At 32.5% G+C, this 25469-nt stretch carries 18 protein-coding genes; 4 read left to right on the top strand and 14 right to left on the bottom strand.

Annotated features, from left to right (window positions below; genetic code table 11):
• Positions 1-2: 2 nt before the first annotated feature.
• Positions 3-740, bottom strand: a complete 738-nt coding sequence (locus D1816_RS07985; RefSeq protein ID WP_232517432.1) for a superoxide dismutase — start codon at positions 738-740, stop codon at positions 3-5.
• 658 nt (positions 741-1398) lie between these two features.
• Between D1816_RS07985 and D1816_RS07980 the strand changes: the two genes are divergently transcribed.
• The 3 genes from D1816_RS07980 (at position 1399) to D1816_RS07970 (ending at position 10774) form a co-directional block, all read left to right on the top strand.
• Entirely contained in the window at positions 1399-4635 is a 3237-nt protein-coding gene (locus D1816_RS07980; RefSeq protein ID WP_118502096.1) for a M36 family metallopeptidase, read from the top strand.
• A 628-nt stretch (positions 4636-5263) separates the two neighbouring features.
• Positions 5264-8335 (top strand): fibronectin type III domain-containing protein, encoded by a 3072-nt coding sequence (locus tag D1816_RS07975; RefSeq protein WP_118502094.1) that lies wholly within the window; start codon positions 5264-5266, stop codon positions 8333-8335.
• Between the two features lie 162 nt (positions 8336-8497).
• Complete coding sequence (locus tag D1816_RS07970; protein WP_118502092.1) at positions 8498-10774, top strand: fibronectin type III domain-containing protein; 2277 nt, start codon at positions 8498-8500, stop codon at positions 10772-10774.
• Between the two features lie 74 nt (positions 10775-10848).
• Here the strand turns inward: D1816_RS07970 and D1816_RS07965 are convergent, their stop codons facing one another.
• Positions 10849-11769 carry a GNAT family N-acetyltransferase gene (locus tag D1816_RS07965; protein ID WP_118502090.1) on the bottom strand — a complete coding sequence of 307 codons (921 nt, stop codon included), beginning with the start codon at positions 11767-11769 and terminating at the stop codon, positions 10849-10851.
• Positions 11770-12150: 381 nt separating this feature from the next.
• On the opposite strand from D1816_RS07965, the gene D1816_RS07960 reads away from it, so the two are divergent.
• Positions 12151-16065, top strand: a complete 3915-nt coding sequence (locus D1816_RS07960) for a chondroitinase-B domain-containing protein (RefSeq protein ID WP_118502088.1) — start codon at positions 12151-12153, stop codon at positions 16063-16065.
• Positions 16066-16124: 59 nt separating this feature from the next.
• Here the strand turns inward: D1816_RS07960 and D1816_RS07955 are convergent, their stop codons facing one another.
• The 12 genes from D1816_RS07955 to D1816_RS07900 all read right to left on the bottom strand — a co-directional run bounded on the left by D1816_RS07955 (position 16125) and on the right by D1816_RS07900 (position 25456).
• Positions 16125-17324: a serine hydrolase gene (locus D1816_RS07955; RefSeq protein WP_118502086.1), complete on the bottom strand. Its 1200-nt coding sequence runs from the start codon at positions 17322-17324 to the stop codon at positions 16125-16127.
• An 85-nt stretch (positions 17325-17409) separates the two neighbouring features.
• Positions 17410-18180: a hypothetical protein gene (locus tag D1816_RS07950; protein WP_118502083.1), complete on the bottom strand. Its 771-nt coding sequence runs from the start codon at positions 18178-18180 to the stop codon at positions 17410-17412.
• A gap of 383 nt (positions 18181-18563) precedes the next feature.
• Complete coding sequence (locus tag D1816_RS07945; RefSeq protein WP_066318374.1) at positions 18564-18947, bottom strand: nuclear transport factor 2 family protein; 384 nt, start codon at positions 18945-18947, stop codon at positions 18564-18566.
• 14 nt (positions 18948-18961) lie between these two features.
• Positions 18962-19360 carry a DUF4440 domain-containing protein gene (locus D1816_RS07940; protein ID WP_118502081.1) on the bottom strand — a complete coding sequence of 133 codons (399 nt, stop codon included), beginning with the start codon at positions 19358-19360 and terminating at the stop codon, positions 18962-18964.
• A 15-nt stretch (positions 19361-19375) separates the two neighbouring features.
• Positions 19376-20305: a pyridoxamine 5'-phosphate oxidase family protein gene (locus D1816_RS07935; protein WP_118502079.1), complete on the bottom strand. Its 930-nt coding sequence runs from the start codon at positions 20303-20305 to the stop codon at positions 19376-19378.
• Between the two features lie 78 nt (positions 20306-20383).
• Positions 20384-21262, bottom strand: a complete 879-nt coding sequence (locus D1816_RS07930; protein WP_118502077.1) for an SDR family oxidoreductase — start codon at positions 21260-21262, stop codon at positions 20384-20386.
• A gap of 21 nt (positions 21263-21283) precedes the next feature.
• A complete protein-coding gene (locus tag D1816_RS07925; RefSeq protein WP_066318368.1) occupies positions 21284-22138 on the bottom strand; it encodes an alpha/beta fold hydrolase in 855 nt (284 codons plus the stop codon).
• A 50-nt stretch (positions 22139-22188) separates the two neighbouring features.
• Positions 22189-22599: an Rrf2 family transcriptional regulator gene (locus D1816_RS07920; RefSeq protein WP_147405034.1), complete on the bottom strand. Its 411-nt coding sequence runs from the start codon at positions 22597-22599 to the stop codon at positions 22189-22191.
• A 169-nt stretch (positions 22600-22768) separates the two neighbouring features.
• Positions 22769-23569 carry a hypothetical protein gene (locus tag D1816_RS07915; protein WP_066318363.1) on the bottom strand — a complete coding sequence of 267 codons (801 nt, stop codon included), beginning with the start codon at positions 23567-23569 and terminating at the stop codon, positions 22769-22771.
• A 74-nt stretch (positions 23570-23643) separates the two neighbouring features.
• Positions 23644-24210, bottom strand: coding sequence for a thioredoxin family protein (locus tag D1816_RS07910; protein WP_118502075.1), 567 nt, complete (start codon positions 24208-24210; stop codon positions 23644-23646).
• 62 nt (positions 24211-24272) lie between these two features.
• The gene (locus tag D1816_RS07905) at positions 24273-24776 is read right to left on the bottom strand and encodes a hypothetical protein (protein WP_147405035.1); all 504 of its coding nucleotides are present in this window, start codon (positions 24774-24776) and stop codon (positions 24273-24275) included.
• 155 nt (positions 24777-24931) lie between these two features.
• Positions 24932-25456, bottom strand: a complete 525-nt coding sequence (locus D1816_RS07900) for a GNAT family N-acetyltransferase (RefSeq protein ID WP_118502071.1) — start codon at positions 25454-25456, stop codon at positions 24932-24934.
• Positions 25457-25469: the final 13 nt, after the last annotated feature.

The raw sequence follows: 25469 nt of genomic DNA, 5'->3' as shown, positions 1-25469 counted from the left end.
ACTTACAGAATTCTACTTTCTACTTTTTGCCAGTTTATTATATTTATAATATTATTGAGGTAATCACCTCTTTTATTTTGATATTTTAAATAGTATGCGTGTTCCCAAACATCAATTCCTAGAATTGGGTGTCCTTGTTTTTCGGCAACTGTCATTAAAGGATTATCTTGATTTGCTGTTGAGGTAATGAATAACTTTTTATCTGTATCTTGACATAACCATGCCCATCCAGATCCAAATCTTTTCTTACCTGCATTTGCAAGTTCACCTTTAAAGGCTTCTATAGAATTAAAGTTTTTAATAATAAGTTCCTTAAAGGCGTCAGACATGCTTCCTCCAGGGGTTAAAATATCCCAGTATAAAGAATGATTAAAATGTCCGCCACCATTATTTCTTACTCCTGCAGAAAGGTTTTTACCTCTTAATATATCGGTAATATCTTTACTTGTATTAGCGCTTTCTTCAAGTGCTTTGTTTAATTTGTTAACATAACCTTGATGATGTTTTGAATGATGAATCTCCATTGTCATTGCATCTATAGTATCTGGAAAAGCATCATATCCATAACTCAATTTAGGTAGTGTAAATACAGATGAAGCTTTTTCAGCAACCACGGGTACAGTTTCGCTTTTATTTTCTTCTTTTTTTGTAGATGTACATGACGATAAAACCATCGAAGGAACGGCGGCCATACCTGTTGATGCGATTATTGTAGTTTTAAGAAATTTACGTTTGTCCATTATTTAAGAGATTTAGTGATATTTAAAAATACATATTATATTAAAGAACATCAAAGATTAAAAAATCTTATTTAAAGTTTATAATATATTTGATTGCAAGTTCTTTTTTTAGATAGTTCTATTCTTATTATTGATTGATATTTTCTTTAGATTGTTTAATAACTAAAAAAATTGGTTGATCTTAACGTAAGAATTTATGATTGTTTTTTAGTCTATAAGATAACGTATTCGCCTAAACTTTTTGATTGTTACCTTTCTTAAATAAGTGTAATATTTACGGATATGAATTTCTGAATATCTTGTTTAAACTTTATTTCTTTTTGTTAATCAAATTCAAGTTTTTTTATACCCTGAACTAACGTTAGTTAAATTTTTTTTAAAATTTAATTCGACAGGTTTACCGTAATACAAAAAAGGGATAATTATTATTTTAAATACCTCATTCTGAATATTATGGATTTGATTATTTGAGTTAGCCCAGTGTTGGTAGTAGTTAATAGGTATTTTTAGACTCGTTGTTGTTTTTTTAACAACATTAATAAAAAAAGTTCAATGTATGTGTTAATTTATGGTAATTTAATACGTCTTTCTCAGTGATTGTTAAATATCATTAGATTTTCTTTAATTTTGTTATACACAAACTCAAATACTAATTTTTATGAAAAAAGTCTACTCGTTTGCCGTATTAATTCTTTTAATCGGACAAACACTTTTTGCACAACAGGACATAGAAACAGCTGTCCTTAACCATTTCAAAGCAGAAGCTGCCGCAGCTAACGATGCAAAATCTTCAACTACTAATGATTATTCAGAATTTAAAATCACAAGTACAGCATCATCCTTAAAACCAGGTTTAGTTCATGCTTATATTACACAGTACCTTAATGGAACACCAATTGTAAACGGAACATATAAAGTTTCTGTAGAAAATGGACAAGTTACTTATGCAATAAATCAATTTGTTCAAGATGCAGCTTCTAAAGTAGTAGCGGCTAAATCTTCTAGTACACCAGAAACGGCAATTGGAGTTGTGGCAAGAATGCATAATCTTGCTCAACCAAAAAGTCTTTCAAAAGCAGTTATCCAAAAAAACGGAAATGATGTTTTTGAATTTAAAAATTCTGGGATAACAGAAGATGAAAAAGCAATTACAGCTAAGCAGGTTTATGTATATCATAATAATGAGTTACGCCTTGCTTGGAATGTAAACTTATATGAAAAAGGAGGAGAAAACTGGTGGGATAGTTATGTTGATATTTCTACTAATGAAATACTTCATGAAAACAACTGGGTAATCTCTTGTAACTTTGATGCACCTGGTCATGAATCTCACGACCATAACGAATCAGTACTAATTGATGCTAATAAAATAGGTCCTTTAACTAAAGCGGCTACAGCGGCATTGGCACCAGATTCATATAACGTTTATGCAATGCCATTAGGAAGTCCTGATGAAGGAAATAGATCTATAGTAACAGATCCTGCAAATACAACAGCTTCGCCATTTGGATGGCATGATACAAATGGTAGTGCAGGAGCAGAGTTTACTATTACTAGAGGTAATAATGTTTGGGCTCAAGATGATAGTAATGGAAATAACGGAACAGGTTTTTCACCAAGTGGAGGCAGTAGTTTAGATTTTAGTTTCCCAGTAAATTTAAACCAGGCACCAAGTAATTATAGAGATGCTTCAATTACCAACTTATTTTACTGGAACAATATTATGCATGATGTATGGTATCAGTATGGTTTTGATGAAGCTAGTGGTAATTTTCAAGAAAATAACTACGGTAATGGTGGATCAGGAAGTGATTCTGTAAATGCTGATGCACAAGATGGAAGCGGAACAAATAATGCTAATTTTGGTACACCACCTGATGGAAGTAATCCAAGAATGCAAATGTTCCTATGGAATAGAACAAACCCAGGAAGAGACGGAAGTTTCGATAATATTATAATTGCGCATGAATATGGTCATGGTATTTCTACAAGATTAGTAGGTGGTAGAAATTCTAATACACTTGGTGGATCTGAGCAAATGGGAGAAGGATGGTCTGATTGGTTCGGATTAATGCTTACTATGAAAGCAGGAGATAGAGGAACCGATGGTAGAGGAGTTGGACCTTACGTTTTAGGGCAACCAGTTGATGGAGCAGGAATTCGTCCTACAAGATATTCTACAAACAGATCTATTAATAATACAGATTATGCAGATATAGGTGGTTTAGCAAGACCTCATGGAGTAGGATATGCTTTTGCAACTATTTTATGGGATATGACATGGGCGCTAATTGATCAAGAAGGGTTTAATCCAGATTTTTATAATGGTACAGGCGGTAACAATATCGCAATGGCATTAGTAATCGAAGGATTAAAAAATACTGCAAACAATCCTGGATTCGTTTCTGGTCGTGATGGTATTCTTCAAGCTGATCAAGATTTATATAACGGACAATACAGATGTTTAATCTGGAAAGCATTTGCAGAAAGAGGAGTTGGTCAAGATGCTAACGAAAATAATAATGGCGGTTCTAACGGTCAAACTGATCAAACGGTTTCATTTGTAAACCCTTGTGATGGTGGTGGACCTGGACCAGGCGGAGATGATTGTACTGGAGATGTTACATCATTCCCATTTGCTGAAAGTTTTGAAACAAACTTGGGGTTATGGAAAGATGCTACTTCAGGAGATGATTTAAACTTCACTAGAAACTCTGGTGGTACTCCATCAAACGGAACAGGACCAAGTAGTGCAGTAGATGGTAGTACATATATCTATGTAGAAGCATCTGGTAATGGTACTGGATTCCCTAACAAAAGAGCAATATTAAACTCACCTTGTTTAAACTTTAGCGGACTTACGTCACCTAGCCTTACTTTCCAATACCATATGGTAGGTAGTGCTATTGAATCATTAACCGTAGAAGCAAGAACCGATAATACAGGAAACTGGGTAAGCGTATTTAATAGAGCTGGAGCTCAAGGAACTAACTGGAATGCTGCAGACGTTGATCTTTCTGCATATGCAGGAAACGCTAGTGTACAATTACGATTTAATGTACTAACTGGTGATGGAGGTCAAGGTTGGCAAAGTGATATAGCTATAGATGCTGTTAGTATTCAGGATGGTACAGGAAATCCTGACCCAACTTGTGATGCACTAAGTTTTAATGATTTCACAATCTCTCCTTTCTCTAATCAAGATACAGCAACAGGTAATAATGCAACAGTTATTAATGGAGGTGCAGGATTATCAATGTCAAATAATACTTGGAAATTTATTGCTCTTAACTATACTGTTACGGCAAATACTGTAATAGAGTTTGACTTTAGCAGTACAGCTCAAGGAGAAATCCATGCAGTTGGTTTCGAAGATGATAATACACTAACACAAACTCGATATTTCAAAGTTCACGGTACTCAAAGTTATGGAGTATTAGATTTTGATAATTATGCTGGTGGTACTACTACATATACAATACCTGTTGGTAATTTCTATACAGGTAGTATGGATAGATTAGTATTTATTAATGATAATGACGCTGGTTCTGGAAACACTTCTGTATTCTCGAATGTGAAGATTTATGAAGGATCTTGTCCAGGATCATCTGTGGTAGCAAGTTTTGGTCCTACAACACCAACTTTAGGAACAGAAAATGAAGGAGCGTTTGCAATGAGAGTTCACCCTAACCCATTATCTAAAGGAAGCTCATTACAAGTATCTATTTCTGGTAAACAATTATCAGAAACACCATATTCTATAATAAATATTATGGGACAAGTTGTTGGAAAAGGAAAATTAAATAATAGTGGCTCTATCAATGTGAGCCGTCTGGGGGCAGGTATGTATATACTTAAAGTGCAAGACTCAACACAACGCTTTATTATTCAATAATTCGATTCGTTGAGATATTTCAAATTAAAAAGACCATCATTTTGATGGTCTTTTTTTTATTTATAAATATAGTAATACTCATTTTTTGTTTGAAGTCGGTAGCAACAAGGTTTTTTTAATACCAGTTAATTAAAGGGGTAAGATAATAATGAATGAATTGAATTGATTTATATCATATTTATGATTGATAAAAATCTATATTCAAGTTCTACAAAGTGACTATTTTTGAAAAACCAAATGTAAACTCATGAAACCAAAACTCACTTTCTTTATTTTTTACTGTAGGTATCAAATTCATACGGTGTATAAATGTAAAATGATTTCTTAATTATACTTAATAGATGTTAACAAACAATGACTTCAATGTTATCTAGTTTAATTCTTAGTTAAGAATTGGTAGAGTTCAACTATTTGATAGCCATTTAATTAAATTTGACTTTCTATAACCCCAAAAAGTATTGCCCTATGAAAAAATCTATTTCTTCATCGTAATTGTTGGCTAATGGTAGAGCCAAATACCATATGACAGTTTATTTTTTATCTGAAATAATTCAGAACATATTCCCTATAGAATTTATTTTAAAATTCACTATTAAATCCAAATTAACTAAAACCTAAAACACACAAAATGAAAAAACTCTTTTTTTTATTTGCTATCCTAATAGGATTACAAGCAGTACAGGCTTCTAATGGTAAATATCGATTAACTTTAAGAGAAAACCCCTCAACTTCTATCGTAATAGGATGGGATCAAACTTCAGGAAATAGCCCAGTAGTACACTATGGTACAACCGACTTTGGTACTAATTACAGTAGTTATCCCAATACTAAAACTCCAGATAGAGCGGTGTCATATAAAGGAATGAATAATAATTTTGCTCGTCTTACAGGTTTAACACCTAATACAGCATATTATTTCGTGATTAGAGATAGTCAAGGAACTAGCCAACGTATGTGGTTTAAGACAGCGCCAGCAGATAATAGCAGGCTGTCTTTTATTGCTGGGGGAGATTCTCGTAATAACAGATCTCCAAGGCAAAATGCAAATCGATTGGTTGCAAAATTAAAACCTCATGCAGTGTTATTTGGAGGTGATATGACCAATAGTGATAGTAGTTCACAATGGAGACAATGGATGGATGATTGGCAGTTAACAATTGCAAGTGATGGTAGAATGTTTCCTATTGTGGCGACAAGAGGTAATCATGAAGACAGTAATAACAGTATTTATAACCTTTTTGATGTACCTTCATCAAGCGTATATTATGCAATAACTTTTGGACAAAATTTAGTTCGTACATATACTTTAAATACTGAAATTTCAATTTCTGGAAGTCAGACAACATGGTTACGAAATGATTTAACAGCCAATCCAAATACAATTTGGAAAATGGCTCAATACCATAAGCCAATGCGCCCTCATGTTTCTTCAAAAAGAGAAGGAAACGATCAATACAATAATTGGGCACAACTTTTTTATGATAATAATGTAAAGTTGGTTATAGAATGTGATGCGCATACTGTAAAAACAACCTGGCCATTACGTCCAGCTACAGGATCAGGAAGCGATGAAGGTTTTGTAAGAGATGATGAAAATGGTACTGTTTATGCCGGTGAAGGTTGTTGGGGAGCTCCGTTGCGATCTAATAATGATAACAAAAGTTGGACTCGTAACTCTGCTCGATTCAATCAGTTTAAATGGATTTTTGTTGATGAAAATAAAATTGAAACGAGAACAATTAAAGTTGATAATGCTTCACAAGTAGGATCAGTGTCGAACACTAACGTTTTTGCAATACCGTCAAATCTTGATATCTGGAATCCATCAAATGGTAGTGTTGTGACTATTAATGCAGCTGTAACAACGCCTGATAATGAAGCTCCAACGGTACCAACAAATTTAATATCTTCTAATATAACATCTAGTTCGGTTTCATTGACATGGAATGCTTCTACAGATAATATTTCGGTTGCTGGATATGATGTATATCAAGGTGATTCAAAAATAGGTGCCACTGCTACTGCTGCATTTAATGTCACGGGATTATCGCCAAATACAGCTTATACTTTTAAAGTTAAAGCTAAAGATGCTGCAGGCAACGTTTCTGCATTTAGTGCAGTAGAGAGTGTTACAACTTTGGATGGTTCGACAACACTATATAATCTTGGAATTACAACAGTAGGAACGAGTAACTCAACTCATACTACAAGAAGGGCAATGCCATATACATTGAGTGAAAATGGAGTATTACAAAGTATTACTATTCATGTAGAAGGAGGTACAGGAGATGTTCAACTAGGAGTTTATGAAGATAATAACGGAACTCCTGGAACAAGACTAGGTCAAACCGCTATAACCCAAGTACGATCTACCAGAGGTTGGCAAACTGTTCCATTACAAAATGCTGTAAATGTGAATGATGGTGATACAGTGTGGTTAGCATGGATGTTTTCAAATAATCCTGGAGTAGCTTATGTATCAGGAAGTCCGGGAAGATATCAAGCAGATGGGACTAGTTGGTCTGCAAATGGAGGTAATATGCCATCTAGTTATGGTAGCGGCGGACAAAGTAATTTTAGATATTCGGTATATGCAAGTTATTTAAGAAACACATCCTCAGTTACATATTCTCTAACAACAAATGCTGTTGGACAAGGAACTGTAAGTGGTGGAGGAACATATAACGAAGGTGTTTCTGCAACGCTTACAGCAACGCCAGCTGCAGGATGGCAATTTGATGGATGGAGTGGTGCACTTACCGGAGGAACAAACCCTAGTAGTATTATCATGAATGCAGATAAAAATGTAACTGCAACTTTTACCGAAACGGATCCTGGAGGAGGACAAACAGGAACTGTTAATGTTGCAATTATTGATGGTAGCGATGATGTAGAAGAACGAGAAAATGGAACACTATATACAAATAGTAGTGATCTCGAAATGGTATACGACGGTTCTAGGAATGGATATCAAAAAGTAGGATTACGATTTAGAGCTTTAGATATCCCTAAAAATGCAACTATAATAAACGCATACCTTCAATTTACTGCAGACGAAAGTAATAGTGCTAGTGCGTCATTAGAAATTTCATTGCACGATAGCAGTAATTCTCCTGCATTTTCTTCTTCAAATAATGTGTCAAATAGAGCAACTTTTTCAGAAAAAGTAACATGGAATCCACAGTTATGGTCATCAAATCAAAACGGAAATGCGCAACGTTCTCCTAATCTTAAAGCTATGGTACAGAGTTTAGTAAATAAAAGTAGTTGGGTTTCAGGAAATAACTTAAGTTTTATTATTAGAGGAAAAGGAAATAGTTTGACAAACACTTCTGCTAAAAGAGTCGCGGATTCTTATGAAGGTGGAGCAGCTAAGGCAGTAAGATTGATAGTAGAATATTCTACAACTGGTGGCAAATCATTCATGACATTAAATAATAAAGAATCATTTAATGTTTACCCCAATCCTTTTACTAGTACTTTACAAATATCAACATCTTTATTAGTACAAAATAGAGACTATACTGTTATTATTTATGACCTAAGCGGTAAGGTGATGCATAAAGAGGTAATTTTATCTAAATTTAAGAATGAAAATATCTCAATTGCTCCCAAAATTAATCGTAAAGGGATTTATCTACTTTCAATTAGTAATGAGAGTAATGAGGTGATAGAGATAAAAAGAATAATAAAAAAATAATAAAAGAGTTAGAAGGTAACTTAACTTTTTTTAAAACAAGGGCTCTAATTTTTTTTTAGGGCCCTTTATTTTTAGATTAAATTTAAGATAAATCAATGTATATAAAAAGGCTTTTTAACAAAGTATCATTATCTTCGATATCACTAACCTTAACTCTTAAAAATGAAAAAACTCTACTTTCTGTTTGCAATTCTTATAGGATTGCAAACTCAGGCTTCCAATGGTAAATATCGATTAACATTACGAGGAAATCCTGCAACTTCGATAGTAATAGGATGGGACCAAACATCTGGCAGTAATCCAGTCGTGTATTATGGCACAACAGATTATGGCACAAATTATAGAAATTATCCAAATTCAAAAGCACCAAGCAGAACCGTTTCTTATAAAAGTATGAATAATACTTTTGCAAGGCTTACAGGATTGACTCCAAATACAGCGTACTATTTTGTCATAAGAGATAGTCAAGGTACAAGTAGTCGTTTTTGGTTTAAAACTGCACCTTCAGATAATAGAAGATTATCTTTTATTGCGGGAGGAGATTCTAGAAATAATAGAACTCCAAGGCGTAATGCAAATAGTTTAGTAGCAAAATTGAAACCACATGCTGTATTATTTGGTGGTGATATGACTAATGGTGATAGTAGTTCAGAATGGAGAACGTGGTTTAACGACTGGCAATTAACAATTGCTAGCGACGGAAGAATGTTTCCGATCATAGCGGCAAGGGGAAATCATGAAGATAGTAATAATAGTATTTATAATTTATTTGATGTACCATCATCAAGTGTGTATTATGCAATTACTTTTGGTAGAAACCTAGTTAGAACATATACACTTAATACAGAGATTTCTATTTCAGGAAGTCAAACAACATGGTTACGTAATGATTTAAATGCTAATACAAATACAGTTTGGAAAATGGCACAGTATCATAAACCAATGCGTCCACATGTATCTTCTAAAAGAGAAGGAAATAGCCAGTATAGTAATTGGGCACGTCTTTTTTATGATAAAGGAGTAAAACTTGTAGTAGAGTGTGATGCACATACTGTAAAAACAACTTGGCCTCTTCGTCCATCTACAAGTTCAGGAAATGATGAAGGCTTTAAAAGAGATAATGAGAACGGTACAGTATACGTCGGAGAAGGTTGTTGGGGAGCACCACTACGATCAAATAATGATAATAAAAGTTGGACGCGGAATTCTTCTAGATTTAATCAATTTAAATGGATTTTTGTTAGCGAAAGCAAGATCGAAGCAAGAACAATAAAGGTTGATAATGCTTCTCAGGTTGGATCAGTTTCAAATAATAATGTATTTGCAATACCTGCCAATTTAGATATTTGGAGACCGTCTAACGGAAGCGTAGTCACTATCAACAAAGGAACCATTGTGGATCCAAACCCAGATAATGGAAGTATAGAAGTAGCCATTAGTAATGGTAATGATGATGTAGAGGAAGAAAAAGATGGAAGTTTGTATACTAATAGCAGTGATTTAGAACTAGTTTATGACTCAAGTAATACGAGTTATCAGGTAGTAGGGTTACGTTTTCAATCTTTAGGATTACCAAAAAATGCTACAATTACGAGTGCGTATCTTCAGTTTACTGCAGATGAAAGTAATAGTAGTAATGCAGAGTTAGAGATTGCATTGCATAATAGTAGTAACTCACCATCATTTTCCTCATCTAATAACGTATCAGGAAGAACAACTTTTTCAAGCAAGGTTACTTGGAGACCACAATCTTGGACTAGTAATCAAAGCGGAAGCCGTCAGCGTTCACCTAATTTGAAGACTATGGTGCAAAGCTTGGTAAACAAAAGTGGATGGACATCTGGTAATAATGCAAGTTTTATTGTAAGAGGAAAAGGGGTAAGTCTCACAAGTACATCAGCAAAAAGAGTCGCAGATTCATATGAAGGAGGAGCAAGTAAAGCAGCCAGGTTACTGGTAAACTATACCACAGATGGTAATACACCTCCTGATATTTGTGCAGGAATAGCACCTTGGCAAAGTGGCGTAAACTATGTAGAAGGTGATAAAGTTACTTATCAAGGTAATTTATTTGAACGTATTCCATCTGATTGGAAATTACTAGGCGCTTGCGGTACAACAAGAAATACAGGTAAAAATACAAGTGGAGTGTTTTTCCCTCCTTCTTTAAAAGAAACTATCACAACATTTAGAATACATCCAAACCCTTTTGATAGCATTTTAAGTATAGATTTGCCGTTAGTAAGAACTGATAAAAAATATACTATTATTATATATGATGTTAGTGGGAGTTTGATCTTTAAAGAAAGCATCTTGCCAATATCACAAAATGACCATATAAAATTGAATCCTAATATTAGTCAATCAGGCATATATATGTTAAAGATTAATGATGAAAATGGAAAAACAATAAAGACCAAAAGACTTTTAAAAAGATAGAAATTGTAATTTTTAATCATTAGAATAAGACAGCTACTAATCTCATAATTAGTAGCTGTTTCTATTTCTTGTGGTTATGTTTGATCACTCCAAACTACTGAGGATATTTTCCAGTATTGATTTATCTTGACAAATTGTATAGTCTTCATACCTTTAGACTCAAAAGGAATTCCGTTTGACTTTCCAGATTTTTGATAAAGACTAAAGCGGTGCGCTATCGTATCAAATACTTCGGTTGTATGTGAAATTTCAAATTCATTAAAATCTACAAGTGTTCCATTAGTTAATATCTCTTCTCTTGGAATTATGAAATCTTCTAGGTTATAGATTTCTTGAGATTCATTTGAGTTATTTATTAATATTCCTTGCGGAATAAACAAATCCTTAACCTTTTTTACATTTGGAATTTGTCCATTAATATTTGAGAAAAGACTAAAAAAAGATGTAGTTAATTTGTCGATTTTACTTAGATCATTATTATATTTTGGCGGTGAAAAAACAAGAATACTATCACCTTCTGGTAGGTTTAGAGTTTTATCAAATCGAAGACCAATTTTGGTTAAAAGTTTTATAGATGCGATGTTATTAGTATCAGTAATAGCGATAATTTTTGGAATCTTTAAATTACTTTTTGCATAATGTAATGTGGCATAGGCTATTTCAAAACCATAACCTAATCCCACATAATTAGGGAGCATAGCAAAACCAATATCAATATTATCCAATATTTCTCGATTCACTAACCCACACATACCTATAGGAGTATTTGTACCTTTTAATTCAACTAACCAAAGTCCAAATCCGTTGTTCAGGTAACTTTGTATAGGACCGTTTTTGAGGTAGTTTGTAGCGTCCTCGATAGTCTTAACTCCCTTATCTCCAATAAATCGTAACCAATTAGGAGAATTTAGTAGTTCCAAAATAAAAGAAGCATCATTTATATCAAATTCTCGAAGAGAAAGTCTGCTAGTTGTTAATATCGTTTTTGAAACCATTGTTATACTAGAATTATCGTTAATCTAAGATTGTGAATAAGAGTTAAAACTTAGAAGTAAAAATAGTTTTATGAAAGAGAAAACAGTATATAAACGTATTAAAATTTGACCGTAGTAGAAATATAATTTCAGTTTTACTGAGAAAAGAAATTTTTAAAATCGCGAACAGTGTAAAATTAAAGGAGTAATTAAAAAGTGTTTGAACCTTACAAAATAGGTAAGAGTATTGGCTCTTTTAAACCTGAAATCATAATGAAATACAAACTCTTTAATTTATTAACATAAATATTTATGAATGTGTAAGTGGTTTATTATAAAAGTAGTATATTGTGAATTTAATAATTGGTTGACCAATTTAAACACAAACACTAAAATCTTAAAATGGAACAATTACAACACAAAACATTCATTTTTAATGAATCTATTTGGCAACAAAAAATTAGTAACTCTAATTTAATAATGATGGAAACGAGCAAAGCTTTTTTTAAAATGTTTTTGCTTGTGGTAGCTTTTCTTTCTTTCGGAAATATTTTTGGGGCAGACTTTACTGTAAGTTCTGCAAGTCAATTTAATAATCTTAATCTTTCACCAGGTGATGTGGTAACATGGACCAATGGGACATACAGTGCTGATCAACGAATAAGCTTTACTGCTAATGGCACATCTTCAAACCCAATTATTTTAAAGGCAGAGACACCAGGAGGGGTTATTTTTACTGGTGAAACTACTATGAATATCTCTGGAGATTTTGTAATCATTGAAGGGTTTTACTGGAAAGAAGGAACGGGGACGAATAATCATGTACAATTTAGAAAAGGTAGTGTATATGCCAACAATTCTACAATAAGAAATTGTGCTTTCAATAATTTAACTCCAGACGGAACAGCAAAACATAGATGGATCGTATTATACGGGACAAACAATACTGTAGAAGGTTGTTCTTTTTTAAATAAAAATAGTCCAGGAGCCTTAGTACTAGTCGAGTTGGAGTATAATGATCTAAATCCAGTTGGACATATGATAAGAAATAATTATTTCTATAATTATGTTAAAAGACCATCGGGAACTACTCATGCAGGAGATAGTGAAACCATAAGAGTAGGAACTAGTGAATTTCAAAATAAAAGTGCAAGTACGACAGTAGAGGGCAATTATTTTTTTAAAGCAGATGGTGAAAACGAAATAATAACAAATAAAAGTGCAGGTAATACATACAAGAATAATACTTTTAGAAGATGTAGAGGTTCCTTAGTATTGCGTCATGGAGCACGTGCAACGGTAGACGGTAATTTCTTTTTAGGAGAAAATGTCGAAGGAACGGGAGGAATACGTATTTCGGATAGTTTTCATGTAATTACTAATAATTATATACAAGATGTAATTAGTACAGGAGATAAATGGAATAATCCAATTACGTTAGTTGGTGGTTCTGCTACAACAGGAGGAACAAGTAATGGATACCAAAAAGTAGATGATATTGTTGTAGCATTTAATACAATTTATAATTCTGATTCACCTATTTTTTATAATGATAGATCAAGTTATGATCCAAGAGGTGTATTGGCATATAATGCTATCTATACAACACAATCCAATATTGTTACAGGTGATATTTCGGGTACAGGTCAAGGGATGCAATATGTGGGCAATATAGCAGGGGGAAGCACAATTGGTATTTCAAATGCAGGAATCACAAGTGCAAATGCTAATTTTTCTGCCGATGGAGAAACATTTAAACCGAGTAGCTCAGGACCTGCAGCAAATGCAGCAGGAAGTGATTATAGTACAACAGTAAATTTTGATATTGAAGGACGTTCACGTCCAAATAACAATATGGATGTTGGTGCACATGAAGTTTCTGGAGGAAGCGGAAGTGCTGTATTTACTCCATTTACAAATAATCAAGTGGGTACAGATGTTGGAGCATGTTTTTTAAATGCTACAGGAGCATCGATAAATACATGCTCAAATAGTTCAGAAACATTATCCATTTCTGCTGTAGCTCAATTTACAGCGTCTGCTAGTAGTAAAACAGCTACAATATCATCAAATGTAAATTGGACTGTTTCTGATTCCAGTACTTGGATTAGTGTAAGTCCACTTACAGGTTCCAACAACGGAAGTATTACAATATCTGTATCAGAAAACACAAGTAATTCAGATCGATCAGGAACCGTTACAGTATCTGGAGGTGGGTTAACAAGAACTATTAGTATCACACAAGCGGCAGTCGTTGTCAATGTTCCTGTTACAGGAGTAACATTGAGCCCTTCTACCGCATCAATAAGTGTTGGAGGATCACAACAATTATCCCCGTCATTAATTCCTAATAATGCTACAGATCAAAGTGTAAGTTATGAAAGTAGTAATACAGCAATAGCAACGGTTAATTCTGATGGTTTGGTAACAGCAGTGAGTAAAGGCAGTACTACGATCAAAATAACTACCGTAGACGGAGGATTCACAGATACGATGACTATAACGGTTAAGGCACCTTCAACAGGAACTAATTTAGCACTTAATAAAAATGTAAGTGCTACCGGTAATGCAGATGGAGCAAATGTACCAGCAAATTTGGTAGATGGATCTACGACGTCAAGATGGTCAGTATCTGGTTTTCCAAAATCTTTTACTGTGGATTTAGGAGCTGCTTTCAATATAGATAGAACAGAATTAGTTTGTTATAATGACAGAGCTTATCAATATGTTATTGAAACAGCTACAGCAGAAAACGGAACGTATTCGCAAATAGTTGACAGAAGTTCAAATACCACACCGGGAACAGCAACTAGCCCTATTATAGATGATTTTTCAACAGTAAACGCACGTTTTGTAAAAGTAACAGTTACTGGAGCTTCTGGTTATACAGGTTCATGGGTAAGTTTAACCGAATTTAGGGTTTTTGGTAATGATGGTGGACCTGCAGTAATACCCGTTACTGGGGTTACATTAAATCCACCAAACTCAGAACTTGTAGTGGGAGAAACACAACAATTATCAGCTACTGTAAGTCCAGCTGACGCCAGTAATAAAAGTGTTAGTTATATGAGCAGCAATACGGCTATTGCAACAGTTGGTTCTAATGGGGTAGTAACAGCATTATCGGCAGGGTCGGCTACTATTACTGTTACCACTACCGATGGTAATTTTAGTGATACTATATCATTAACGATTTCTTCGGTACCAAGTCCGGCTTTAGCTATACCAGGTAAAATTGAAGCAGAGGACTTTTCGCTACAAAACGGGATTCAAACTGAAAATACAGGGGATACTGGCGGAGGACTCAATGTAGGATATATTGACACCAATGACTATATGGATTACACCGTAAATGTAGCTACTGCTGGGACATATGATGTTTCTTTTAGGGTAGCTTCTTTATCGAATACTATGAATTTTCAATTACGTAATGGAAATACGATACTAACCACGGTAAGTACTCCAACAACAAATGGTTGGCAAATTTGGAAGACAGTTTCTGCTACGGTTACTTTAGGTTCAGGAGATCAAACTCTAAGGGTATTGGCCACAGGAGGAGGATGGAATATCAACTGGATTGATTTTACTCTAGATACATCACCTCCAGGTTCAAACTGTACCTTAGGAGCTAACTTAGCGGCAAATACTACTATTGTTAGTATTAGTGACGAACAATCTACGCATCCCGCGAGTAATCTGTTTGATGGTAATACCTCTAATCGCTGGTCTGCTAATAGCTATTCGCAATCCGTGGTTATTGATTTGGGAGACGTTTACAGTATCGATAAAATACAAGTGCATCCATATAAAAATAGAGCGTATCAGTTTTTGGTTGAAGGCTCTTTAGACTCATCCAATTCTGGATTCTCAACACTTACAGATGCTCGAAATAATACCCAGGGAGGGTCGATTATAACAAGAGATTTTACAGCTAAAGAAGCACGATTTATTAAATTAACAGTAACTGGCGCTTCTGGATATTCAGGCCCATGGGTTTCAATAGAAGAATTCGAAGTTTTTTGTGCAGGAGGTCAATCTAGATCTTTATCGCTTGATAAAACAGTTGGTTTTTCGTATTACCCAAATCCATTTAGTGATCAGCTTCAAGTTACTTTATCATCCAAAGAATCTTCATCGGTTTCTAGTATTCGTTTAATTAACCTTTTAGGAGGTATAATAACTGAAAACAAAGAATTACAAAATAACAATAACATTACTTTAGATTTGTCGCAAGAGCTACCTAGAGGTATGTATATATTACAGGTTATAGGTGCAAATGGCAAACTGTTAGGATCTAAAAAAGTTGTAAAACAATAAGAATTAAGCTATATAGGAGCGGGTAAATCCTTACTCGCTCCTAATTTTATTAAAAAGTGTTAGAATTTACTTTCATATGCTTCAAGCTTTTTCCAAATACTAATAAATTCTTTGATACCGCTCTTATCTAACTCTGTATTTATAATTAAAATCTTACCGACTTTAGTTTTGGTATTAAAAAACATTAATGTAGCAATTGCTGGATCACCACCAGTATGTCCTATTTGGTCTTTAGCAGAAAACCCCATAAAAACGCCCATATTATATTCATCATTATAAACCCTTTCACTTCGTTCTTGATAATGTTTATCAGTAAGCCGAGGGGTAAACAATTCCTTGTAGCTTTCTTTATTTAGTATTTTACCATTACCACTAAAGCCAGCAATTAATTCAGATAAGTATTTTCCTAACTCAGAAGATGAGGTGATTAACCCTCCATCTGGATAATTGATTAATTTATAAAAAGCTAATTGAGTCTCTTTATCGCTGTAAAGTTTAGAGTGTTTTGAGATATCTATTTCATTAAAATCCCACCCTGTATTTGTCATGTCTAAAGGTTCAAAAATATGTTTTTTAGTAAATTCATTAAATGACTCTTTAGTAGCTTTTTCTAAAACTAACGCAGCTAAACCTGCTGCTATATTAGAATATTCAAATTGTTTTCCTGGTGCGGTTTTTAAAAAGTTCTTTTTCTTGTACCATTTTCCTTTTACATCAAGTATTTCTCTTAAGAATGACTGTTGATCCATCATTTCATTAGGCGATCGAAAATTACGATTAACCTTAACTTCTTTGTTGGCTTTTTCTTTCAAAACATATCCATACTTCTCATAACTAGCCGCATCTTTAATACTAGAAGTATGTGTTGTTAACTGTCTTATAGTTATGGGTTGATCAGGAAAATAAGGATTGATCACTTTAAAAGATAAATAATTACTTATGGGGTCGTCTAACTTCAGTTTACCGAGTTCCTGAGCTTTTAGCAGGGCTATTCCAATAAAAGTTTTTGAAATAGAACCAATATTCTGAATTGTATTTTGAGTGTATTCACTTCCTTTTTTAATATCAGACGACCCAAACCCTTTTGTAAATAATACACCGGTTTGATTTACTATGGCTACAGAAAACCCATTAATATGCTTTTGTGCACTTATAGACTCTAATTCTTTAGTTAATTTATCTGGTATTGTTTGATCAGATTGACCAAAACCGATAGAAACTGAAATACTCAAAAGTAGAGTTAGGACTATATTTTTCATATGCGTTGAAATTGTTGTACTGTATGATTATAGTATTAATAATAAATGGAGTAGCGTTATATAATTTTGTGTGTTTTTTTTGAAACTACTTTTTCAATTCTTTGTCTATCATATCAATTAATGACTGTATATCATTTTTAAATGTTGGATAATTCTTTTCATGTAGCTGAATAGCGCAAGCCAAGTAATTTAACAGGATATTTTCTAGTTTTTGAGATGTTAACAAATGTTTATTGGTCGTGACCTTTGAAGACAGATTAATGTTTAAATCTTCTGATAGCCCTATTCTATCAAAAACTGCTCTATAATTTCCATGAGCCTCTACATATTCAATAGTTTTATTTAAAGATTGACGAAGTGCATTTTCTTGTTCTTTTATAGTAATTAGCTTACTTTCCCAAGATCTTAATATAGTTCGAATACTATCATTATGTATATCTTTTAATCCTCCAGAAGAAATAAGTTCCTTAAAAGCCCCATTTTCATAATCAATACTAATAGCTCTAGATATGGGCATTAATAACAACGAGGAAAGATCATTTTCATTAATAGTGGTAGCCGCAGAATCTGAATCCATTAGTGCGATAATCTTACGGTTATCTTCTATAATTGACAGTAAGTCTTCACTCTCATTCGATAATGTAAGAAGATTGTTTTTCATCTCTCCCTTGATCAACGCTAAATAATTTTGTTGTTTTTTGAAGGTGTCAGATTTTGCTTTTTTGCTGTTTAATTGTAACGCTATAAGAATACCAATTACCACAAGCACAATTTCCCCAATTGCATATAAAATGTATTTACTAAATTTATTGTTGGTTAATGCTTTTTGTCTAATTTTTCTAAAGAATTTTATCATTGATTACTAAGAACATTTTGAAGATGATTGATACCAAGTTTTTAATCTCTACTTTTTCGGAAATGAATTTACAAAATAAATAATTATAGTGGTTTTAGTCTTAAATCTACATTATTAATCATTGTTTAGTATCTCTAGCATAATTGTATCTATCTATATCGATTTAAAAGTTTGCCTATAATTAATCAGATGTAGGGCTGTGTTTTAACTTCATAGAAATCAAAATTTGCTTATAATTTTATAGTAGTGTTTATTTGTTGTCGATAGTTTGTATATATAAATAGCAATACAAAATTAAACTTGTGTTTAAATTCTATATTGCTATTTGTAGGTGTTACTGCAAGTGGTTTTTATGCACTTGATTTATAATCAAAACGATGTAATCATTCTATTGGTGGTAGACCCATTGGGCAATCAATGTAATATACCCAACTACCATCTTCACGTTGCTTAAAAACTTCTGTTGCGTTACCTTCACTTATAATTGTTCCAGTTGAATCTTTAATGTTCCATTTTGCCTGTACTAATGCAATGTTTCCATTAATAATTTCACCGGTTACTGTACTGTTCAAGACTGATTTTGATTCAATGAAAGAAGAGAAAACTTCTTTTACCGTGTCTAAACCTGATTTTGGTGCTTCGGTAGGAGGAAAAGACATGCGATAATCGGGGTGAAAAAAATCAACTATATTATCAATATTTCCTTCCGCTATACATTTTCCTATTTCGTTAGCAACATCTCTTGGTCGCATTGCTTTTCTAATCATGTGATTATTTGTTTTTAAATTGTTACGTCTGGTGGACGGTTATCCATATCAAATACTAATTTCCATTGGTTTTCGGTATTTTTTCTAAAAATAGCGACTACACGACCAGCTTCGCCAACAGCATTTCCATCTTCTGGATCTGTTCCAGAAACTCTAAATTGACCTGCAATAAAGCCCAAGTCAGTAGTAGCAATTACTTGCTCTTCTTTAAAAGTAACTTGAGGTTTGATTGCAAAACTTTGAGCAAAACCTTCTTTTACCGTTGTAATCCCAACTTCAATAGGTTTGTTACTATTTGCATAATTGATTTCTGGATCATATAAATCCATTAATGCATCCAAATCATTATTGTTAAATGCTTGTAGCCATTTGTCTAAAGCATTTCTAATTTCATTTTTTAAATTTTCATTCATAATTTTATTTGCTTTTTATGATTTTAGTTGTGGATTGAAAGGAGAAAAACTCACGAACTCCCAATCTATTTTATGATGTGTTTGTGTTTGAATCCATTGCTCAGTCTTAAATAGCCAGTAACGCCCTGTTCCGGTAGTAATTTCTAAATCTTTAGTTTCTTCTTGATCAAAAACTAATTCAGTTTTACCGGAGAGTTGAAGAGAGTGTCCTTTTTCAAAATCAATGAAAAGCAAACCGGCTTTAGGGAATTGAACAAAATTACCGAGTGTATTAAACAAGTTGTTTCCAACATAATCTGGAATCTTAAGGACTCCATTTTCTAAAATCTCTACAAAACCTGTAGGCCCTCCTCGGTGCGATGCATCCATATCGCCATTGGCATTCATACTGCCAAGAAAAAAAGTATTTGCTTCATTAATCCATTGCTTATGAATAGTTGTTAATACTGTTCCTACAGTTTGCTCTGCACCAAGATCAGAACTGTCTTCTGAAAACTTAAGTATGCGTTGTTGAATATATTTAGGGCAATTTGGATAAGCTTCAAGTACCTCTATTTCTAACCTATCCTGCAATAAATTAGCATAACCATTCAAACGATATCTGGTTCTTGTCACGGTATCTATAAATAAAAGCCCGATCTTCGAGTTTACCTTAATGTTCTTAAAAAGAATATCTGCTTTGGTACTTTTTAATTTGTCAAGATGAATACGAATATACTTAGGTGATAATACCTCTACAAAGCCTTTGGTACCAATAAACATAGATGCCCATATATTCTTAGTTGAATCTGTTGTACTTAGAATAACAGTAGTTTGCTGTTCTATAAATGGAATTAATTGACTAACAATATGATCTTTTAACAAGCGTTCTACCAATTTTGGGTCATGCCAAGCATTATACTTTTTCTGGAGTTTTAATTCTCCTTCGTGAAAATGAGTCTTCATTTGAATATTGAATTTATAATTAAAATTGGCCAAATTCCATCATACATTGTCCTATGCTAAAACTTAGGATTTAAAAGTTTAAGAAACATTCCAATTTACAGAAGCTACCCAGTCTGAAATGGATTGTGGAGAGATGCCTAGTAATTCGTTTGTCTTTTGAAAATCCTTATTTATAAAATCTGAATGATTTTGTTCTACAAAACGATATAGATTAGAAATTTCTCTGGCTCCTACTTCTCCAAATCCAGGCTTTAATTGTTCTTCAAATTCATTTACTGGAACTTCTATAAAATCAAGACTTTGATCTATTTTTGAGGATATAGCAGATGTAATTTCTTTACCAGTTACAAGATTGCCACCTATTGGAAGTGTTTGGCCTGCTAGTTCAGGTTTTGTAACTGCTTTGGCGACATATTTTGCAAGATCAAAATGACTAATCCAAGGTAGTTTCTTGTTTGAAGCTATTGGATAAGGTACAATCTTGTTTTCTAAAATAACAGGAACAGACCATGGAGCGGCAATGTTATCAAGATAAATATCTGGCACAAGAGTTATTACATTTAGATCTGAATTATCAAATAATTCTTTCATGGCTACTTTCATATCAAGCGCTAAAAACCCGGTTTCTTTTGTGGGTAAATAAAAAGTTGTATTAAATATGATTAGCTCAACATTTTCTTGTTTTGCAGCTGCAATGAAATTTTTAGTGTATGTTTTGGCAAGATCAATATCAAAAATAAGCGGGAATGAATATACGGCCGCCTGCGTACCCTTCATTACTTCAATTAAAGATTCTTTATTTTCTAGACCACCTTTAATAACTTCAACACCTGGCATAACAGGCATTCCGCTGGTAAGATCTCTTTTAAGAGTTATCACTTTATGATTGTCATCTAATAATGCTTTTGCAATATTACCACCTTGGAACCCTGTAGCTCCTGTTACAAATATTTTCATTTCTTATATATTTTTAATTTATTAATTGATTTGTTTTTGAATAAATGTATCTATGAGGATCGCAACTTCTGATTTATACTCTTCTAGCATAAAGTGACCTCCATCAAAAAAATGTAGTGTTACATCATTTAGATCTTTTGCATAAGCTTCACCACCGGGTCTACTAAAGAATTTATCATTTTCACCCCAAACGACTAAAGTTGGAGGTTGATATGTTCTAAGATAATTTTGCCACTCTTCGTATTTTTCGAAATTTGTGCCATAATTATCAAATAGCGTTAAGAAAATTTCTTTTACACCGGGACGATTTAGGAAAGCATAGTCAAGGAAATAGGAAGATGGATCTATTAAATTAGTATCCTTGGCACCGGTAATATATTGCTCTTTAATACCTTCTAAGGATGTTAAGTGTTTTTTATATGTATTAAGACCTTCAATATCATTGTTTTGTACATAGGTCCCTATTTCTATTGCCCATTCGCCGAAACCTTCTTTATAGACATTTGCATTTTGGATAATTAATCCTTTTATTAACTCAGGTCGTCGCGTTGCGATACGAAACCCCACAGGTCCCCCATAATCCTGAACAAACAGGTAGAAATTTTTAAGCTTAAGTTTATCAATGAATTGTTCAATGATTTGACTAATATTATCAAATGAGTACTCGAATTCTTCTATTGTAGGCCTGTCACTAAATCCGAAACCTGGATAATCAGGAGCAATAACATGGTACTTATCTTCTAATATGGTCATTAAACTTTTGTACATATGTGATGAAGAAGGGTTACCATGTAAAAACAAAATTGTTTCTTGGTTTTGTTGACCTGATTCTCTATAGAAAATCGATAGTCCATTAATTTCAATTGAGGTATTCATGTTGTTGTTTTTACTGTTATGTTTTTTGTTACAGTTTAGGTTAAAAAAAACTAAAACTGATTTTTAAATTCTTCTAATGTTTGGTTTTTTAGGGTATTTAGAATTGCATTATCAATATCATTAAACATCGAAAGTAGTTTTTCATTAATTTGACCGCCTATTTTACAAGTAACATCGGGTAGATTACTAGAAAGGTTAAGTACATGGCTACTTCCTTTTACAGATTCAAAAATATCGGCTATCGTGATATTTTTAGAAGGCTTTAGTAATTTTACACCACCATTTTTACCTTCTTTACTTTCTATAAGACCGCTTTCTTTTAATGTTTTTATTTCCTTTCTAACAAGAACAGGGTTGATGTTAAGACTATCTGCAATTTGAGATGAGGCATGCCATTCATTAGGATAATATGCCAATAAAGTCATTATATGTAACGAAATAGAAAATTTACTTTTAACCAAAACTCTTATTTTTTAACTGTAATAAATTTAATTACAGTTCAAAGATGATAAAAAATTCTCAACTAAACAAGTTTTTTGTTTTTTATGAATTCTTTTTGAAAAAAAACATGACTATTTTAAAGAGCTCTTTTACATATAATATACAAAAACAAAGCATTGTGAGTACTATTTACTTTAATTGTATGTGAATGTGATCATCGTGTCTTACGGCCTTGCAACCATGATACCTTACTTTTTCATGAGTTAGCTTCATTCTATTTTTAAGATGAGGTTCAATAAAAATTTTTCCTAAGTTTTTATTTTTTAAAATACTTTTTATAAGTGTATAAGTTCCTTTTTTAGAAAAGACTAACTGTTTATTTATTTTTCCAAAAGTTACATATTTAGGATAATCATACTGAAAATAACCGTTTTTCAGGCATTTGTCAATTTGATTGTACTCATTTAATTTAGGAGATTCAAAAACCCCATAACCACTTATTGATTTTTGTTTATTGGTTAGCTTTCCAGTTTTTGTTTCATAAATCAGACTAAGATCAATTTTCTTTCCGTCATTATGGCTTAAGTGAGGCGGTAAGGGAAATTTATTAAAAAAAGGAAAGTTTGCATCTAGATAATGGATTTGAATGCCTGTTCCCTCTAATTCTTTTTCTGTTTGATAAAGTAATTCATTTAGTGCAGGTGTGACATAATTTCTATTCAGTAAAACAGTCATATAATTAGTGGGTTTTATACTATCATGATGTTTTACCTTTTCTCGTCCAAAGAAGGGAGCAATAAATGGTATAATAAAGAAGGTGGAAATTAAATAGAATCCGGTAAAAATAATTAGAAGTTTATATTTTAAATCCCATTTCCATTTTTTTGCAATTAAGAGGCTCCCTAGATAAATAATTCCACCAATTTGAGTCACTACGGTTAGAAACCCAAATAGTAATATTGGTGATATTATTTTTAATACTTTTTTCAAGTATAAATTTTATTTTTTTATAATGTATAAAGAATCAAGTTATAAATTGATGTGATGTTACTGTACTCGTATGGTTATGGGTTAAAACAAAATTCATTTAAATCCTTAAATGTCATAGGTCCGGCATGACGTTTAATTTCTTTACCATTAGCAATAAGTAAAAAATGAGGTAAACCTCTAACATTAAACCTTTTTAATGTTTTCATATTCATATCTGCATTGATCTTTATTACTTTAATATGTTGTGATACTTCAGAAAACTCTTTTATTACTGAATTCATCATGACGCAAGGACCACACCATTCTGCCCAAAAATCGATCAATACTAATTCTTCTTTTTTTAGAAGTTCATCGATGTTTTGATTATGACCTACATAAACCTTAGACTTTTTACTTTTTTTAGAGAATTGTTTTATTAGAACCCTAAAAGGCAATGTCAAACCCGCAAAAATAGTTGAGCCAAAAAACAGTAGTAATGCAAGTAAAAATTTGATACATGTAAGTATATTTTTTTTCTCGTTAAACTCTTTTTCTGCTGAGTTTTGAAAGTTAATTATCTGATTTCTAAGTTTCATAAATTCTATTCCTATACTAATTGAGTTGGTAAATATAGGTACCCAAGTAGTAAAAAATGTTACCAAGTTTGTATGTTTTTTTGAAAATATATCTAAATTTTATTTTAACTATTAATCCATAATGAGCTTTAGGGTGTTTTTTTTAAAACATCTTCAAAATATTTGTGCCATATTCCATTTTCAAGTTTCTCACCATATTCTTGAAAATATCCTTCTGGAGTTAAGCTAAATATTAATCTCCTGTTTTCATTAAACCATACTATAAATTTTCCATCCTTATATTCACCTGGGTATTTTCCAGCACCATTTTTTGAAAAAGGATTGTAATAATACTTTTCATCCTTTTCATCATAGTAAATTATAGTATGTAATTGAATTAATTCAGAGTACACATCTAGCGTAATTATATTCTTATCTAGTTTAAAACTTACGTTCTCAAAAACAGGAACTTGTTTAGTAATAGAATCGTTTTTGTAAATAGTTGAGGTACCAATCCATTCACCAACCAGATAACTAAGTTTTTCCATTTTTTCTTGTCGTACTGTTTGACTAAAACCCGAATTAACAGAGAAAAGGATAATTACGATATAAGAGTATATCCGAAAATGCGTACTAAATTTTGTGTATATCATTTTTTTTGGTTGTTTGTTTGAAATTATTTTTGTTACTAAATAGTTGAGTTTTTTACATTTCAATTTCATCGTTAACTCTTTAAAAACTATGAGTATGAAAATAGAAATACCTTGTTTTGATTTAATTCTACTTTAGAAAAACGTCGGGTTTATACCTAATTTTTGAACATAATGGGATGGCATATTTTTATAAATTCTTCAACATTCTTTTTTGAAATAATTTCAGGATAAGACATTAATAACAATTGCAAAGACGATTGTTCTTCTACCAAGGGTGGTATTTCATAATAATGTTGGTTAAGTTTAAATCCAATCTTTTCATAAAATTTTATTCTACGTTGATTGATAGTCGAACTAGGTAATTCTACTTCTAACAAAATTGGTTTATCAGTGGTGTCAATGAACTTTTCAAGAATTAATTTTCCCAAACCCAGATTCCTTCGTTGCATAGCAATAGCAAAATGATCAATATATTTATAGGTTTCAAAATCCCACCATAAAAGAAACCCTACAAATTCCTTTTCCTCAATTATAATTTCAAAATGATAATTTGATTTTTTCATTACAAGGGCTTGAGCATCCAATAACCTTTGCTCTTCTGAAGGGAAAGCTTTTTGATAAAGTTCCCATGCAAGCTTAAAATAATTATCAGATATATTTGTAAGCCTTATACGCTTCATTTGATTGCCCACT

Source organism: Aquimarina sp. AD10, from assembly GCF_003443715.1.
Classification (GTDB): domain Bacteria; phylum Bacteroidota; class Bacteroidia; order Flavobacteriales; family Flavobacteriaceae; genus Aquimarina; species Aquimarina aggregata.
Note: the sequence above shows the minus strand (reverse complement) of the source record. Positions and strands in the feature narration are given on the sequence as shown.